Consider the following 17,377-nt stretch of genomic DNA (forward strand, 5'->3'; position numbering starts at 1 on the left):
CCCACTCCCATGACGGGCGTCGCCCGTCGACATCGCGGGGGCGTGCCGCCGGGCGGCACGCCCCCGCGGCATGCCCACCGTACATTCCTCGCATTCGGCATCAATGGCCGCAGGAAAAATCCCGCATGTCGTATGACGAATACGATGTGGCCGATCGTTACAGTGAGAAAAATGGCGCATCATCGGCAATGCGTCTGAACGGGGAAATACCAAAAGAAGAGGAAATGATTATGACGGGCATGGGCTTCTCGCGCGCCATCCCTCGGAATATCGTTCGTTCCTGGCTGGCGGGGGCGCTGGCCGGTGCGGTGGCGCTGGGGTGCGTGACCGCGGCACCGGGCACCGCCGCCGCGGCGACCCCGGTGCCGCTCGGCACCGCGGGGAACTTCGCGGTCCTGGCGGGGACGACGGTCACGAACACCGGTACCACCGTCATCACCGGCGATGTCGGGGTGAGCCCGGGGGTGGCCGTCACCGGCTTCCCGCCCGGCGTCGTGGTCGGCACCGTCAACGCCGGTGACGCCGTCGCCGCCCAGGCCCAGGTCGACCTCACCACCGCCTACAACGACGCCGCCGGTCAGGCCGTCGACGCCACCCTGCCCACCGAGCTGGGCGGCACCACCGTCACCCCCCGGCACCTACGACTCCGCCGCGGGCACCTTCGGCATCACCGGGGAGCTGACCCTGGACGGCCAGGGAGACCCGAACGCGGTCTTCATCTTCAAGACCGCCTCCACCCTGACGACCGCCTCCGCCAGCACCGTCAACCTCATCAACGGCGCCCAGGCGTGCAACGTGTTCTGGCAGGTGGGAAGCTCGGCCACGCTGGGCACCGGCTCCAGCTTCGCGGGCAACATCCTCGCGCTGACCTCGATCACCACCACCATCGACGTGACCGTCGACGGCCGCCTGCTGGCCCGCAACGGAGCCGTCACCCTCGACACCGACATCGTCGCCCGGTCCCTGTGCGCGGCCGACCCGCCGAGGTCGACCGGCGTCACGCTGTCCGCGGCCTGCTCACCGGGACCGGGGGGCAGGCTTCTCGCCACCGCGACCGTCACCTCGGCGGGACCCACCGCGCCCACCGGCCCGGTCGAGTTCTTCTCCGACGGGGTGAGCGTGGGCGCGGCCCTGCTGGACGCGGGCGGCCAGGCCACCCTGACCGTGACCGGCCTGCCGCCGGGGATCCGCAGCCTCGTGGCGACCTTCCCGGGAACGGCCCTGCTCGATCCCGGCGCCTCCGTACCGCTGGATCTGGTGGTCGGCCCCGACGGCCTCTGCGCGTCGGCGGCGTCCGCGCGGTCCACGGGCGGGAGCGAGCGGAGCAGCATCAAAAACCGCCAGCGTGACGGGAGCGTGATAACCCTGCGGGACCGCGGGCGCAATCGCCGTCATCGCGGCTGATCCACGGGGACGTCCCTTACGCATGTCATCCGCCCGCATTCCCGGGAACGGCCGCCGGGCCATTCCGTCCGGCGATTCACACGACCCGGAACGACCCGGGAACGGCATGCCGGGAAAACGCGGCGGACCGTGAATTCGCGCCCCGGCGCGCGCCGGAGCCCACGACCTCCGCGGCGCGCCGGGGCCTTTCACGTCCCCGGCCGCCGCCGTTTCCCGGCACGGCGAGGCACCGGCACGGCACAGGCGCGGCACGGGGCCCGCGGGTCCCCCGCGACGGGTGTCCGGCCACCGGCGGGCGACCCTGACCTCGCCGGTGGCGAGGGCCGGGCGGGGGCCGGGGGAGGCCCGCCCACAAGCAAGCGCTCGAGCCTCAAGATCGGGAAAGCTTGAAAGTTTCACGACTCGGGAAAAACGCCGCCCGGATCGCAGCAGCCTGGCGGCATGGGGCCTGAAACATCGACGTAACCGGGGGCACATGCCATTGACATCCCCGCCCCCGTCCCCAGAATCCCTTATGGGAGCGCTCCCACCCTTTCTCTCCTCTGCTCGATCCGACTCAAAGTCACCACCAGCGGCTTAGCGTCGATCCCACCCATGGAGGCCCATTTCATGTATAGATTCCCCATCAAAGCGGGAGCGCTCCCACGCCTCCGAAGGCGGGTCGCCGCGCTGGCGCTGATCAGCCTGGCGGCCGGGACGACCACCGCGCTCGCGGCCTCCCCCGCAGCCGCGGCCGTCTCCTGCGATGTGACCTACAGCACCAACGACTGGCAGGGCGGTTTCACCGCCAGCGTGTCGATCAAGAACCTGGGTGACCCGCTGACCGGCTGGACGCTCGGGTTCGACTTCCCGACGACCACGCAGAAGCTCGTCCAGGGCTGGAGCGCCACCTGGGCTCAGAGCGGCCAGTCCGTCACCGCCAAGAACCTGGCCTGGAACGGCAACCTGGCGACGGGCGCCTCGACCAGCGTCGGGTTCAACGGCAACTGGTCCGGGACCAACCCCAAGCCGACGAGCTTCACCGTCAACGGCACCGTCTGTGGTGGGACCACCCCGGTCAACCAGCCGCCGACCGCGACGCTCACCGCGCCCACGGCCGGAGCGACCTTCACCGCGCCCGCCACGGTGGAGTTCACCGCGAACGCCTCCGACCCCGACGGCACGGTCTCCAAGGTCGAGTTCCTCAACGGCAGCACCGTGGTGGGCACCGACACCACCGCGCCGTACACGTACAACTGGACGAACGTCGCCGCGGGCAGCTACTCGGTCAGCGCGCGGGCGACCGACGACAAGGGCCTGGCCACCACGTCCGCGCCCGCCGGGATCACCGTCTCCGGGACCTCCACCGCCGCGGTGGTCGTCACCCCGGCCACGCTCGCGGTCGCCGAGGGCGGCAACGCCGACCTGTCGGTCAAGCTCTCCAAGGCGCCGGCCTCGAACGTCACCGTGACGACCGCGAGGACGAGCGGTGACAGCGACCTGACCGTCTCCTCGGGCGCGTCGCTGACCTTCACCACGGCCAACTGGAACACCGCCCAGACGGTCCGGATCGCCGCCGCCGAGGACAGCGACGAGACCTCCGGCAGCGCCGAGTTCACCTCGACCGCCACCGGTCACACCGCGGCCAAGGCGACCGCCACCGAGGTCGACAACGACTCCACCGGTGGCGACAACGAGTACATCAAGCGCTTCACCACGATGTACAACAAGCTCAAGGACCCGGCGAACGGGTACTTCTCGCCGCAGGGCGTGCCCTACCACTCGGTCGAGACCTTCCTGGTCGAGGCGCCGGACCACGGGCACGAGACCACCTCCGAGGCCTACAGCTACTACCTGTGGCTGGAGGCCGCCTACGGCAAGGTGACCGGCGACTGGACCAAGTTCAACGAGGCCTGGGCCTCGATGGAGAAGTACATCATCCCGGCCACGGCCGACCAGCCGACCAACTCCTTCTACAACCCGGCCAAGCCCGCCACGTACGCCGGCGAGTGGGACGACATCAAGCAGTACCCGTCCAAGCTGGACGGCGGCGTCTCGGTCGGCGTCGACCCGATCGGCAACGAGCTGAAGACCGCCTACGGCACCAGTGACGTCTACGGCATGCACTGGCTGCTCGACGTGGACAACACCTACGGCTTCGGCCGCTGCGGCGACGGCACCACCAAGCCCGTGTACATCAACACCTACCAGCGCGGCCCCGAGGAGTCGGTCTTCGAGACGATTCCGCAGCCGTCCTGCGACACCTTCAAGCACGGCGGCCCCAACGGCTTCCTCGACCTGTTCACCGGGGACAGCTCCTACGCCAAGCAGTGGAAGTACACCAACGCCCCCGACGCCGACGCGCGCGCCGTCCAGGTGGCCTACTGGGCGCACACCTGGGCCAAGGAGCAGGGCAAGGAGGCCCAGGTCTCGGCCACCGTCTCCAAGGCCGCGAAGATGGGTGACTACCTGCGCTACTCCCTGTTCGACAAGTACTTCAAGAAGCAGGGCTGCACCAGCACCTCCTGCCCGGCCGGCACCGGCAAGGACAGCGCGTCCTACCTGCTGAGCTGGTACTACGCCTGGGGCGGCGCCCTGGACACCTCCGCGGGCTGGGCCTGGAGGATCGGCTCCAGCCACAACCACTCGGGCTACCAGAACCCGATGGCCGCCTGGGCCCTGTCCAGCGTGGACGCGCTCAAGCCCAAGGGTGCGACCGCGGTGCAGGACTGGACCACCAGCACCAAGCGTCAGCTGGAGTTCTACCGCTGGCTCCAGTCGACCGAGGGTGCCATCGCCGGTGGCGCCACCAACAGCTGGCAGGGTCACTACGCGGCCCCGCCGTCGACGCTGCCGACCTTCTACGGCATGGCCTACGACTGGCAGCCGGTCTACCACGACCCGCCGTCCAACCAGTGGTTCGGCTTCCAGGCCTGGTCGATGGAGCGGGTCGCGGAGCTGTACTACGCGACCGGCAACGCCGACGCCAAGGCCGTGCTGGACAAGTGGGTCAAGTGGGCCACCGACAACACCACGATCAACGCCGACGGGACCTACCAGATCCCCTCGACGCTGGTGTGGACCGGCCAGCCCGACACCTGGAACCCGACCAGCCCCGGCTCCAACGCCGGCCTGCACGTCAGCATCAGGGACTACACCACCGACGTGGGTGTGGCGGGCTCGTACGCCAAGGTGCTGACGTACTACGCCGCCAAGTCCGGTAACGCCGTCGCCAAGAACGTGGCCAAGGGTCTGCTCGACGGTCTCTGGAGGAACAACCAGGACGCCAAGGGCGTCTCGGTCACCGAGACCAAGGCCGACTACAGCCGCCTCAACGACCCGGTCTACGTGCCCCCGGGCTGGACCGGCAAGATGCCCAACGGCGACGTGATCAACTCCAACTCGACCTTCATGTCGATCCGGTCCTTCTACAAGAACGACCCGGACTGGCCGAAGGTGGACGCCTTCCTGAAGGGCACCGGGCCCGCCCCGTCCTTCAACTACCACCGCTTCTGGGCACAGGTCGACGTCGCCGTCGCCCTGGCCGAGTACGGCCGGCTCTTCCCCTGATCCCGCGCCCGGCGGGCCCGGCTCCTCGTGAGCCGGGCCCGCCGGACCGGCGTCACCTCCCCGAGACCTCGGGGAGGTGACGGCATCCCTGACCTGCTGTCACGCCCCGAGCACCACCCCCGAGAGGCACCCCCCATGAAGAAGACCCTGGCGGCGCTCGCGCTGCTGGCACTGGCCGCCGTGCCGGTACCGGCCGCCGCCCAGGCAGCCGCCCAGACCACCGCACGGACCGCCGCACCCGCCTTCGCGTACGGCGAGGCGCTGCAGAAGTCCATCTGGTTCTACGAGGCCCAGCAGGCCGGGAAACTGCCGAGCTGGAACCGCGTGAGCTGGCGCGGCGACTCCGCCCTCACCGACGGCCAGGACGTCGGCCTCGACCTGACCGGCGGCTGGTACGACGCGGGCGACCACGTCAAGTTCGGCCTGCCGATGGCGGCCAGCGCGACGATGCTGGCCTGGGGAGCGGTGGAGTACCGGGACGCGTACGCCTCCTCGGGACAGCTCACCCACCTGCTGAACAACCTCAAGTTCGTCAACGACTACTTCATCAAGGCCCACCCGTCGCCGAACGTGCTCTACGGGCAGATCGGCAACGGCGGCAAGGACCACGCCTGGTGGGGCCCGGCCGAGGCCATGCAGATGGAACGGCCCTCGTACAAGATCGACGCCTCCTGCGGCGGGTCGGACCTGGCCGGGGAGACCGCGGCGGCGATGGCCGCCTCGTCGATCGTCTTCCGCCCGACGAACCCGGCGTACGCCGACACGCTGCTCACGCACGCCAAGCAGCTCTACACCTTCGCCGACACCGTGCGGAAGAAGTACAGCGACTGCATCACCGACGCCGCCGGGTACTACCAGTCCTGGAGCGGCTACAACGACGAGCTGGTCTGGGGCGCCATCTGGCTGCACCGGGCCACCCAGGACGCCTCCTACCTGGCCAAGGCCGAGGCGTACTACGACAACCTCGGCACCGAGCCGCAGTCCACGACCAAGTCCTACAAGTGGACGATCGCCTGGGACGACAAGTCCTACGGCGCCTACGTGCTGCTGCACAAGCTGACCGGCAAGCAGCGCTACCTCGACGACGCCAACCGCTGGCTGGACTACTGGACGGTCGGGGTCAACGGGCAGCGGATCCGCTACTCCCCGGGCGGCCAGGCGGTCCTGGACCGGTGGGGCTCGCTGCGCTACGCGGCCAACACCTCGTTCGCGGCGCTGGTCCACTCGGACTCGATCACCGACGCGACGCGTAAGGCGCGCTACCACGACTTCGCGGTCCGGCAGATCAACTACGCGCTCGGCGACAACCCGCGCAACTCCTCGTACATGATCGGGTTCGGCGTCAACCCGCCGAAGAACCCGCACCACCGCACCGCGCACGGCTCGTGGACCGACCAGATGACCAACCCGGTCGAGACCCGCCACACCCTGTACGGCGCCCTCGTCGGCGGCCCGCCCGACCCCGACGACGCCTACACCGACAAGCGCGACGACTACGTGATGAACGAGGTCGCCACCGACTACAACGCGGGCTTCACCAGCGCGCTGGCCCGCCTGTACAAGGAGTACGGCGGCGCCCCCGCGGCGAACTTCCCGGTCGCCGAGACCCCGGACGGCCCGGAGATCTTCATCGAGGCCGGGGTGAACGCCACCGGCTCGACGTTCACCGAGATCAAGGCGATCGTCAGGAACCAGTCGGCCTGGCCGGCCCGCCAGCTCACCGACGGCTCGTTCCGCTACTACTTCACCCTCGACGGCGACACGACCGCGAGCCAGGTCACGGTGACCTCGGCCTACAACCAGTGCAAGCCCCCGACCGGCCCGACCCTGCTGTCCGGGAAGACCTACTACGTCACGATCGACTGCTCGAACACCTCGATCGCCCCGGCCGGCCAGTCGCAGCACCGGCGCGAGGTGCAGTTCCGCCTCGCGAGCACCGGGACGTGGGACCCGTCCAACGACTGGTCCTACACCGGCGTCGCCCCCACCCCGGGCGCGACCCCGGTGCGGGTGCAGAACATCACGGTCCACTCGGGCACGACGAGGATCTGGGGCAACCCGCCCGGCGACGAGCCGGAGGACACCGTGGCGCCGTCGCGGCCCGGTAAGCCCGCCGTGTCGGCGATCACCGGCAGCGGCGCCACGCTGACCTGGACGGCCTCGACCGACAACGTGGGCGTCACCGGCTACGACGTCTACCGGGGCACCACGAAGGTCGCCACCGCCACCGGCACCTCCCACGTCCTCACCGGCCTGACCCCGGCGACGGCCTACACCGTCTCCGTGGTGGCCAGGGACACGGCCGGCAACTCCTCGGCCGCCTCCGAGAGCACCGCCTTCACCACCACCGAGGCCCCGGCGGAGGACACCGTGGCGCCCACGCGGCCGGGCAAGCCCGCCGTGTCGGCGATCACCGCGAGCGGCGCCACGCTGACCTGGACGGCCTCGACCGACAACGTGGGCGTCACCGGCTACGACGTCTACCGGGGCACCACCAAGGTCGCCACCGCCACCGGCACCTCCCACGTCCTCACCGGCCTGACCCCGGCGACGGCCTACACCGTCTCCGTGGTGGCCAGGGACACGGCCGGCAACTCCTCGGCCGCCTCCGAGAGCACCGCCTTCACCACCACCGACGCCCCGGCCGGCGGCTGCGTCGCCACCTACAAGGTCAGCGGCAACTGGCAGGGCGCCTTCCAGGGCGAGGTGACCGTCAAGAACGAGGGCACCTCGGCGATCACGGGCTGGACGGTCACCTGGAGGTTCCCGAACGGGCAGACGATCAGCCAGCTCTGGGGCGGCGCGCACACCCAGTCGGGAGCGGACGTGTCGGTCAGGAACGCGGCCTGGAACGGCGCTCTCGCCCCCGGCGCCTCCACGTCGTTCGGCTTCACCGCGAGCCAGAACGGCACCAACGGCGTCCCCACTCCGGTGAACTGCACCACCGGCTGAGCTCCGGCCCGCGGTGCCACCCGCCGTGGGCCGGGACCTCGCCTTCCCAGGTCCCGGCTCCGGTGATCCGCTCCGCGGGCCGGGCCCCCGTCCTCCCCCGGGTCCCGGCTCCGGTGATGCGCACCGCGGGCCGGGCCCTCTCCTTCCAGATCTCCACGGACCCCGGCCCCGGTGATGCGCACCGCGGGCCGTGACCCCGCCCCTCCGGACCTCGGCCCCCCGATCCCGCCCTCCCCAGATCTCGGTCCCGGTGATGCGCACCGCGGGCCGGGATCTCGTCCCGGAATCCCGGCGACGGCTCCCACGAGCCGCCGTCCCCACGCCCCGGCCGGGCGCGACGACCCCTCCGCCCGGCCGGGCACTCTCCACCAGAGGTAGGTCATGCGAACACGACTGGCGCTGCTCGCGGCGCTCTTTCTCTCGTTCTTCGTCTCGATGTCCCCCGCCCACGCCGCCGTCGGCCTGCACGTCAGCGGCACGAAGATCGTCGAAGGCAACGGCACCCCGTTCGTGATGCGCGGCACCAGCCACGCGCACACCTGGTACGCGAGCCAGACCGGTTCGTTCGCGGACATCAAGTCGCTCGGCGCGAACGCCGTCCGGGTGGTCCTCAGCGGAGGCCGGTGGACCGCCAACAACGCCGCCGACGTGGCGAACGTCGTCTCGCTCTGCAAGCAGAACAAGCTCATCTGCGTGCTGGAGAACCACGACACCACCGGCTACGGCGAGCAGAGCGGCGCCTACACCCTCGACCAGGCCGTGGACTACTGGATCGGCATCAAGAGCGCGCTCGTCGGCCAGGAGGACTACGTCGTCATCAACATCGGCAACGAGCCGATCGGCAACAACGCCACCACCCCGAACTGGACCCAGGCCACCTCCGCCGCGATCACCCGGATGCGCAGCAACGGGTTCCAGCACCTGCTGATGGTGGACGCCCCCAACTGGGGCCAGGACTGGAGCTTCACCATGCGCGACAACGCGGCGACCGTCGCCGCCGCCGACCCGCAGCGCAACACGGTCTTCTCCGTGCACATGTACGGGGTGTTCGACACGGCCGCCGAGGTCACCTCCTACCTGCAGGCGTTCCAGACCGCGGGGCTGCCGCTGGTGGTCGGCGAGTTCGGCTTCAACCACTCCGACGGCAACCCCGACGAGGACACGATCATGGCCCAGGCCCAGGCCAGGGGCATCGGTTACTTCGGGTGGTCGTGGAGCGGCAACGGCGGTGGCGTCGAGTACCTGGACCAGGTGACCAACTTCAACGTCGCCAACCTCACCCCCTGGGGAGAGCGGCTCTTCAACGGCGCGAACGGCATCGCGCAGACCGCGGCCGAGGCCACGATCTTCGGCGGTACGGGAACGCCTGACACGCAGGCCCCGACCAGGCCCGGCACCCCGGCCGCGTCCCAGATCACCTCCACCGGAGCACGCCTGACCTGGACCGCCTCCACCGACGACCGCGCCGTGAGCGGCTACGACGTCTACCGCGGAACCACCAGACTCGGCTCCAGCACCACCAACTCCATCACCCTGACCGGACTTGCGGCCCAGACCGCCTACACCGTCCACGTCGTGGCCCGCGACGCCGCAGGAAACACCTCCACCCCCTCGGCCACCACCACCTTCACCACCACCTCCACCCCGCCCACCGGCTGCACCTCCACCTACCGCACCGCGGGCTCCTGGGGGGGCGGCTTCCAGGGCGAGGTCACCGTCACCTGCACCGCCGCCGTCACCAGCTGGAAGAGCGTGCTGACCTACCCCGCGGGCGTGAACATCACCCAGAGCTGGAGCTCCACCCTCTCCGCGGCCGCGCCCGTCTTCACCTTCACCAACGCCGCCTGGAACGGCTCCATCCCCGCCGGGGGATCGACCACCTTCGGCTTCATCGGCACCTGGACCGGCACCGGAGCCCCGCCCGCCCCCGTCCTCTCCTAGTCCTCCCGGTCCTCCCACTCCTCTCCTCGCGAGCGGCTCCCACGGAGCGGCTCCCCCGACGGGGTCCCGTACGGCGACGCACCCGTACGGGACCCGCCCGGACGACGGCGGCTTTCTCGCGGAGACCTTCCACGCGACTCCCCAGGGCACGGCTCTCCCGGGGAGCGCGTCCGGTGGAAGGACCGCCCGGAGCCCGGTCCGCCGGGCAAGGGGGCACGGCCACCCGCCGTGCCCCCTCCCTCGGTTCCGCCTTCAGACATCCCGGCGACCTCCCGATCGCAGTTCCCGGCCGGATCTCCCGGCCCCGAGAAAGGACCTCCCGTGTCCGGTTTCCGCACGGCGCTCAGGGTGGCCGCGGCCGCCCTGATCCCGATCGCCACGGCCGCCATGGCGCTGCTCCCCGCCACCCCGGCCCATGCCGACTCCCCCCTGCGCGAGCACGCCGAGGCGCGCGGCAAGTTCATCGGCGCCGCGCTCGCCACCGGCCCCCTGGCGAGCGAGAGCGCCTACCGCGACATCGCGGGAGGCGAGTTCAACCAGATCACCGCGGAGAACGCGATGAAGTGGACGGACACCGAACCCAGCCCGAACCAGTTCACCTGGGCCGGGGCGGACGCGATCGTCGACTTCGCCACCCAGAACGACCAGCAGGTGCACGGGCACACGCTGGTGTGGCACAACCAGACGCCCGACTGGGTGCAGAGTCTCGGCGCCGACGCCATGCGCGCGGCCATGCAGAACCACATCGCCAAGGTCGTCGGCCGCTACGCCTCCAACCCCACGGTCGTCTCCTGGGACGTGGTGAACGAGGTCTTCGACGACAACGGCACCATGCGCACCTCGTTCTGGTACCAGAAGCTGGGCGAGAGCTACATCGCCGACGCCTTCCGCGCCGCGCGGGCCGCCGACCCCGACGCCAGGCTCTGCATCAACGACTACAACGTCGAGGGCGTCAACGCCAAGAGCACCGCGATGTACAACCTGGTCCGCTCGCTGCGGGCGGCGGACGTCCCGGTGGACTGCGTCGGCTTCCAGGGCCACCTGGCCATCCAGTACGGCTTCCCGGGCCAGGTGCAGGAGAACCTGCAGCGTTTCGCCGACCTCGGTGTCCAGGTGCGGTTCACCGAGATCGACATCCGCATGCAGACGCCGCGCGACGCCACCAAGGACGCCCTGCAGGCCACCTACTACACCAACGTCGTCAAGGCCTGTCTCGCGGTGCCCCAGTGCGCGGGCATCACGCTGTGGGGCTTCACCGACAGGTACTCCTGGGTCCCCGACACCTTCTCCGGCCAGGGCGCGGCCCTGATCTACGACGAGAACTACGCCGCCAAGCCCGCCTACACGGCGGTGCACGACGCGCTGGCCGGGGGGACCGGCACCCCTGACACGCAGGCCCCGACCACACCCGGCACCCCGGCCGTGTCCCAGATCACCTCCACCGGAGCACGCCTGACCTGGACCGCCTCCACCGACGACCGCGCCGTGAGCGGCTACGACGTCTACCGCGGAACCACCAAACTCGGCTCCAGCACCACCAACTCCATCACCCTGACCGGACTTGCGGCCCAGACCGCCTACACCGTCCACGTCGTGGCCCGCGACGCCGCAGGCAACACCTCCACCCCCTCGGCCACCACCACCTTCACCACCACCTCCACCCCGCCCACCGGCTGCACCTCCACCTACCGCACCGTGAGCTCCTGGCAGGGCGGCTTCCAGGGCGAGGTCACCGTCACCTGCACCGGTGCCGTCACCAGCTGGAGAACCACCCTCACCTACCCGGCCGGGGTGGGCGTCACCCAGAGCTGGAGCTCCACCGTCTCGGGTGCCGGAACCGCCTTCACCTTCGTCAACGCCGCCTGGAACGGCTCCGTCCCCGCCGGAGGATCGACCACCTTCGGCTTCATCGGCACCTGGAACGGCACCGGAGCCCCGCCCACCCCCGTCCTCTCCTGACCGCCGTCCCCTGAGCACCGTCCTGTGAACACCGTTTTTTGAGCACCGTTTTTGAGCACCGCCCCCGACCCGGCCCCGCGCGGATCCCACCGGCCCGCGCGGGGCCGTACGGTCCGGGGGCAGCCCCGCTACGGCGAGCCGGCCTCGATGCCGTGTTCCCGCAGTTCGGCGATCATCCAGCGGGACAGGCGCAGATGGCCGAGGAGGGTGGGGTGCACGCCGTCGGGCAGGACGGCCCCGCGGCCCCACCCCCGGCCGTGCGTGTCGAGCACGTCGAGGGGATCGAGGAAGGGCACCTCCAGCCGTTCGGCCGCGATCGCGACGGCCTCCCTGATCCGGTACGCCCACGGCGGCGCCTTGGCCACCCAGATCGGGCCGACCATCACGATCCCGGTGTGCGGCCACCGCCGCCTGATCGACCCCACCAGCCGGACGGCCGCGTTCTCGATCCTGGCGGCCCCGATCCGGCGGTCGTTGCGCCCGCCGGAGACGATCACCAGGTCGGGTGCGGGACGCCAGGAGAGCTCCTCCTCGAAGGAGCGCTGGAAGGTCCGTCCCACCCTGCCGGGGTTGACGTAGCCCGTCCCGGCGGCACCCGCGGTGACGAGCTGCCAGCCCAGTTCCCGGGCCACCCGTGCCGCGTAGCCGTTCCATCCCCGTACCGGACCGGAGCCGACCGTGAAGCTGTCACCGATGACCATGACGAGCGGGGCCCGGGACGGCGGCATGGTCACGGCGGAGGAGGGGTGCGGCGTACCGCCCGGAACCGGTACGGCCGTGACGCCCCCGAGGCTGCATCCCGGGACGAGACAGGAGATCACCACGAGAAACGCGACCGCGGACGCCCACGGTCGTCTGTGTACGGGCGCGCGCATGCCACCTCGGGAAACGTCGGACTGCCGACATGATGGCAGACACCCGCCGGTGGGCGGGGCCGGAAAGCCGCATCCCCACGACGGATCCGGGACGCGGGCCGCGTCACGATCCACCGGATGACGTACATGAGTTCTCATCGGGTGAAAATCCGGGTTTGGGAGTGTCCGTCATGGGCGGGCGGTTCTCGCTAAGCTCGCGAGCCATGGCGGCATCCCTCTGGCGCCGGGTGGCCGGGAGACGGGCCGTGACGGCCGTGCTCATCCTGGCGCTCGGCGCGTCCCCCAGCCTCGCGTCCCCCGTTCCGGCCTCCGCGGCCCCCTCGGTGCCCGCGTCCCCCGTCCCGGCCCCCGTGGTCGCCCTCCCCGGCTCCCCGGTGACCTCCGTGGCCGCGGTGGGCCCGACGGCCTCGGTCGCCTCCAGGGGCCTCGTGGGCTCCGCGGGCTCCATGGGCTCCGTCCCCGCCGCGCGGGACGGCCGAGTGACGAGCACGACGGTCCGGCTGGAGCTCCGGCAGGACGGCGTACTGCACGTCAAGGAGGAGGTCGTCTTCGAGGGGCCCCCGCCGTCGCGGAGCCTCGTCGGCCGGACCCGCCACGACGACACCGCCGACCGGCTCTACCCGGTCACCGGCCTCAAGGGCGGCGCCACGCTGGCCGACGGCGCCATCACCCTGAAGGGCACCGGCAAGGCCACGCTGGAGTACGACGTCGGGGGCACCGTCACCCCGATGGCCGGCGCCCAGGAACTGCGCTGGTACGCCGTGGGCGGCTGGTCGGTCCCGGTCGAGCGGGCCAAGGTCGTCGTGAACGGCCCGGCCGCGATGCAGAGCCTGTCGTGCTTCGCCGGCCCGCCGGCCTCGGCGATGGCCTGCACCGAGGCGTCCATGGACCACACCGGCGTCACCGCCGAGTTCGGGCAGCAGGGGCTCGGCGCCGGAGAGGTCCTCACCGTGGTCGTCGGCTATCCCGCCGACGCCAGCAAGGGCACACCGGTCCTGGAGCGCCGCTTCGAGCTGTCCAACGCCTTCGCCGTGAACACCGTCACCGGCGGCGCGCTGGCCGCCCTGCTGCTCCTGCTGCTCGGCGGCCTCGCCCTGCTGTACTGGACGCGGGGACGCGACGCCCGCGTGGTCGGCCACGAGTCGGGCTCGCTCAGCGGCGTGCGGGACGGTCACTTCGCCCCGCCGGACGGCGTCCGTCCCGGCCAGATCGGCACCCTGATGGACGAGCAGGCCGACGTGGTGGACGTGACCGCCACGATCGTCGACCTGGCCGTGCGGGGCTATCTCAGGATCGACGAGCAGCCCCGGCAGACCTACCAGACGCCCGACTGGAGGCTGGTGCGGCTGCCCGGCGGGCAGGTCACCTCGCTGATGCCGTACGAGCGGGAGCTCTACGACGCCATCTTCGACGACCGCGACGCCGTGCTGCTCTCGGAACTGCACGGCTCGTTCGGGGCCAAGCTCGGCAAGGTCCGCGAGGCGCTCTACCGCGACGTGGTCTCGCAGGGCTGGTTCGCCCGCCGCCCCGACACGGTCCGTACCCGCTGGACGACCGGGGGCGTGGTGCTCACCGTGCTCGGCGTGCTGGCCACGGTCGCGCTGGCCTGGTTCACCACGTACGGGCTGCTCGGCCTGGCGCTGATCATCGCGGGCGCGGCCCTGGCCGTCGGCGGCCAGTACATGCCCGCCAAGACCGCCAAGGGCGCCGGGGCCCTCGCCCACACGCTGGGGTTCAGGGAGTACCTGTCCACGGGCGACATCGGCCACGACGTCCCGGTGGCCCAGCGGGTGGAGCTGTTCTCCCGCTACCTGCCCTACGCCGTGATCTTCGACAGCGTGGACCGGTGGGCCCGGGTGGTCTCCTCGGTCACCGGCAACGGCCAGGAGGCCGACCACCTGTACTGGTACCACGGCCCGGCCGAGTGGGACCTGTCCAGGTTCGCCGACTCGATGCGCACGTTCACCATGACCACCTCGGGGGCGATCTCCACCACCCGGCAGTTCCGCTCGCTCTGACACCCCGCCCCCGCCGCACTCCCCGGGCCGGGAGGGACGGCGGGGACGACGGGGACGGGGGCGGGAGGGTCAGCGCACCCGGATCTCGCCCACCGGGCGCCCGCCGCCGAGCACGCTCACGGTGGCGAGCTCGTCCAGCTCGGGCCCCTCGAACCCGAGGGCGGTCAGGGCCGTCACCGTGGCCGGGACCACGGCCCGCTGGCCACCGTCCTCGATCTTGACGGTTCCCGCGCGCCCGTCGGTGTGGGCGAAGGCCAGGAACGCGTCGGCGCCGCCCTTGACCATCAGGCCGGGGACGGCCCGCATCAGCCGGGCCTCCGGCCGGCCGGTGCCCGAGGTCCACTCGGGATGGGCGCGGAACGCGTCGGCGACGCGGCGCTCCGGGGTGCCCGGCTCCGCCGTGACCATGGCGCGGAACCCGCGGGTCACACCGAGCATGGAGACGAAGAACAGCGGGGCGCCGCAGCCGTCCACCCCTCCGGCCGCGATCCGCTCGCCGGTCAGCTCCTCGATCGTGGCGCGCACGGCCCGCTGCAGCGGGTGGACCTGGTCGAGGTAGCTCTCCGTCGGCCAGCCGTTGACCACGCAGGTGGCGAGCATCGCCGCGTGCTTGCCCGAGCAGTTCATGTGGACCCTGGCCGGGCCGTTCCCCGAGCGCAGGATCCCGTCACGGGTGGTGACGTCCAGCGGCAGGTCCTCCGGGCAGCGCAGCGCGCTCTCGTCCAGCCCGGCCCCGGCGAGGATGCCGCGTACCCCCTCGGCGTGGAACGGCTCCCCCCAGTGGCTCGCGCACGCCAGCGCGAGCGCCTCCCCGGTCAGGCCGAGCCCGGCGCGGACCATGGCGAGGGCCTGCAGGGGCTTCACCGACGAACGCGGCGAGGCCAGGGCGTCCACCGCTCCGTGCACCCTGACCAGCGACCCGTCGGCGGCCACCGCGAGCACCCTGGCCCGGTGGACCGACTCCACGAACCCCGACCGGACGACATCGACGAACAATGACTCAGCAGACACCGTTGTCTCCTTTCGCCCAGAGTCTAGGCAGGGGGCACGGCACGGGATGATGGGGGACATGCGTGCTGTGGTGCAGCGGGTGAGTTCCGCGTCGGTGACGGTGGACGGTGTGACGGTCGGAGCCGTCGACGAGCCCGGACTGCTGGTCCTGGTGGGCGTGACCCACACCGACACCCCGGCGGAGGCGTCCAGGCTCGCCGCCAAGCTCTGGGGGCTGCGGATCCTCTCCGGGGAGAGGTCCTGCTCCGACATCGGCGCGCCGCTGCTGGTGGTCAGCCAGTTCACCCTGTACGGCGACGCCCGCAAGGGACGCCGCCCCACCTGGCAGGCCGCCGCGCCGGGCCCGGTGGCCGAGCCCCTGGTCGAGGCGGTCTGCGCCGCGCTGCGCGAGCTGGGCGCCCGGGTGGAGACGGGGGTGTTCGGCGCGGACATGAAGGTCGCCCTGACCAACGACGGGCCGATCACCCTGATCCTGGAGGTGTGACCACCTCGGCCCTGGCCGGTCCGGGACGTGACAGGACCTGAGGTCCAGGGCGTGACAGCATCCGGCCGGTCCGGGGCGTGACAGCACCTGACCGGTCCGGGGCGTGACAGGACCTGACCGGTCCGGGACGTGTCAGGGCGTGGCCGGACGGGTCAGGGCCGGGCGTCGCGCGGTCAGCGGATGCGGCGGCGCAGCGCGGGGTCGATCTGGACGTTGCGCCCGGCGTCCGGCGGCACCACCACCTCCTGGGAGGCGGCCACCCCCCCGGCCTCCAGCGTGGCGTCCACCGGCACGGTCCTCTTGATCACGGCCAGCGCGACCGGACCCAGCTCGTGGTGGCGCGCCGAGCTGCCGACGGAGCCGACCTCCGTGCCGTCGTGGGTCACCGGGGCGCCGTGCCCGGGCAGGGTGTCGACGCTGCCGTCCAGGTGCAGGAAGACCAGGCGCCGGGGCGGGTGGCCCAGGTTGTGGACCCGCGCCACGGTCTCCTGCCCCTTGTAGCAGCCCTTGTTGAGGTGCAGGGCCGTGCCGATCCAGCCCACCTCGTGCGGGATCGTCTTGTGGTCGGTCTCGAAGCCCAGGCGGGGACGGTACTCCTCGATCCGCAGTGCCTCGTACGCCCAGAGCCCGGCCAGGCCCAGGCCGACCCCGACCGCCAGCAGCTCGCGCGGGAGCAGGAGGTCCTGCCCGATGACGACGGTCCCCTCGGGCGTCACGGGATGCGCCTTCGCGCCCACGGAGACGACGGCGTAGCGCTCGGTCACGTCGGTGACCTCGACCCTCAGCATGAACCGCATCCGGTCGAGGAAGGCGGCCAGCGCGGCACCGGTGCCCGGCTCGACATGGGCCCACACGGCCTCGCCGTCGTCGACGAGGACGAGGTGGTGCTCCACCCGGCCCTGGGCGTCCAGCAGCAGCGTCTCGGTCGGCCGTCCGGGGGGCAGGTCGTCGAGTTTCTGCGAGGTCAGGCTGTTGAGCCAGCTCAGGCGGTCGGGTCCGGCGATCTTGACGACCTCGCGGTTGCTCCGGTCGACCATCGCCTCCCCGGCGAGCAGCGCGCGCTGCTCGGCGAACGGGTCGCCGTAGTGTCCGGCGACGTCGGCGTCGGGGGCCTCGGCCGCGACCGCGCCGGGAGTGTCCAGCAGAGGGCTTCGCATACCCCCAGCCTACGAGGCCCCGCCGGG

General features: G+C 71.5%; 11 protein-coding genes and 1 pseudogene. 8 read left to right on the forward strand and 4 right to left on the reverse strand.

From position 1 onward, the window contains the following. Window positions 1-157 precede the first annotated feature (157 nt). Window positions 158-475, reverse strand: coding sequence for a hypothetical protein (locus ABD832_RS07505; RefSeq protein ID WP_344890311.1), 318 nt, complete (start codon window positions 473-475; stop codon window positions 158-160). On the opposite strand from ABD832_RS07505, the pseudogene ABD832_RS42055 reads away from it, so the two are divergent. The 6 genes and pseudogenes from ABD832_RS42055 to ABD832_RS07530 form a co-directional block, all read left to right on the forward strand. Then, a pseudogene (locus ABD832_RS42055) lies at window positions 453-569 on the forward strand (hypothetical protein); the annotation flags it as partial. The gene ABD832_RS07505 and the pseudogene ABD832_RS42055 overlap by 23 nt on opposite strands. Next, complete coding sequence (locus ABD832_RS07510; protein ID WP_344890314.1) at window positions 517-1,404, forward strand: ice-binding family protein; 888 nt, start codon at window positions 517-519, stop codon at window positions 1,402-1,404. The pseudogene ABD832_RS42055 and the gene ABD832_RS07510, both read left to right, overlap by 53 nt. Before the next feature lie 609 nt (window positions 1,405-2,013). Then, window positions 2,014-4,953, forward strand: coding sequence for a glycoside hydrolase family 48 protein (locus ABD832_RS07515; RefSeq protein ID WP_344890317.1), 2,940 nt, complete (start codon window positions 2,014-2,016; stop codon window positions 4,951-4,953). Window positions 4,954-5,088: 135 nt separating this feature from the next. Further along, entirely contained in the window at window positions 5,089-7,905 is a 2,817-nt protein-coding gene (locus ABD832_RS07520) for a glycoside hydrolase family 9 protein (RefSeq protein ID WP_344890320.1), read from the forward strand. Between the two features lie 381 nt (window positions 7,906-8,286). Then, window positions 8,287-9,846, forward strand: a complete 1,560-nt coding sequence (locus tag ABD832_RS07525) for a cellulase family glycosylhydrolase (protein ID WP_344890323.1) — start codon at window positions 8,287-8,289, stop codon at window positions 9,844-9,846. Between the two features lie 321 nt (window positions 9,847-10,167). Then, window positions 10,168-11,805: an endo-1,4-beta-xylanase gene (locus tag ABD832_RS07530; RefSeq protein WP_344890326.1), complete on the forward strand. Its 1,638-nt coding sequence runs from the start codon at window positions 10,168-10,170 to the stop codon at window positions 11,803-11,805. A gap of 128 nt (window positions 11,806-11,933) precedes the next feature. Here ABD832_RS07530 and ABD832_RS07535 read toward each other — a convergent pair whose 3' ends face one another. Continuing rightward, window positions 11,934-12,680 (reverse strand): SGNH/GDSL hydrolase family protein, encoded by a 747-nt coding sequence (locus ABD832_RS07535; protein ID WP_344890329.1) that lies wholly within the window; start codon window positions 12,678-12,680, stop codon window positions 11,934-11,936. 203 nt (window positions 12,681-12,883) lie between these two features. On the opposite strand from ABD832_RS07535, the gene ABD832_RS07540 reads away from it, so the two are divergent. Then, on the forward strand, window positions 12,884-14,698 hold the full coding sequence (locus tag ABD832_RS07540) for a DUF2207 domain-containing protein (RefSeq protein WP_344890332.1): 1,815 nt from the start codon (window positions 12,884-12,886) through the stop codon (window positions 14,696-14,698). Window positions 14,699-14,767: 69 nt separating this feature from the next. On the opposite strand, the gene ABD832_RS07545 is transcribed toward ABD832_RS07540, so the two are convergent. Next, a complete protein-coding gene (locus ABD832_RS07545; RefSeq protein WP_344890335.1) occupies window positions 14,768-15,709 on the reverse strand; it encodes an asparaginase in 942 nt (313 codons plus the stop codon). A 58-nt stretch (window positions 15,710-15,767) separates the two neighbouring features. On the opposite strand from ABD832_RS07545, the gene dtd reads away from it, so the two are divergent. Continuing rightward, window positions 15,768-16,193: a D-aminoacyl-tRNA deacylase gene (gene dtd, locus ABD832_RS07550; protein ID WP_344890338.1), complete on the forward strand. Its 426-nt coding sequence runs from the start codon at window positions 15,768-15,770 to the stop codon at window positions 16,191-16,193. A gap of 173 nt (window positions 16,194-16,366) precedes the next feature. Here dtd and ygfZ read toward each other — a convergent pair whose 3' ends face one another. Then, window positions 16,367-17,350, reverse strand: coding sequence for a CAF17-like 4Fe-4S cluster assembly/insertion protein YgfZ (gene ygfZ, locus ABD832_RS07555; protein WP_344890341.1), 984 nt, complete (start codon window positions 17,348-17,350; stop codon window positions 16,367-16,369). Between the last annotated feature and the right edge of the window lie 27 nt (window positions 17,351-17,377).

The organism is Streptosporangium longisporum (assembly GCF_039534895.1).
Lineage (GTDB): Bacteria > Actinomycetota > Actinomycetes > Streptosporangiales > Streptosporangiaceae > Streptosporangium > Streptosporangium longisporum.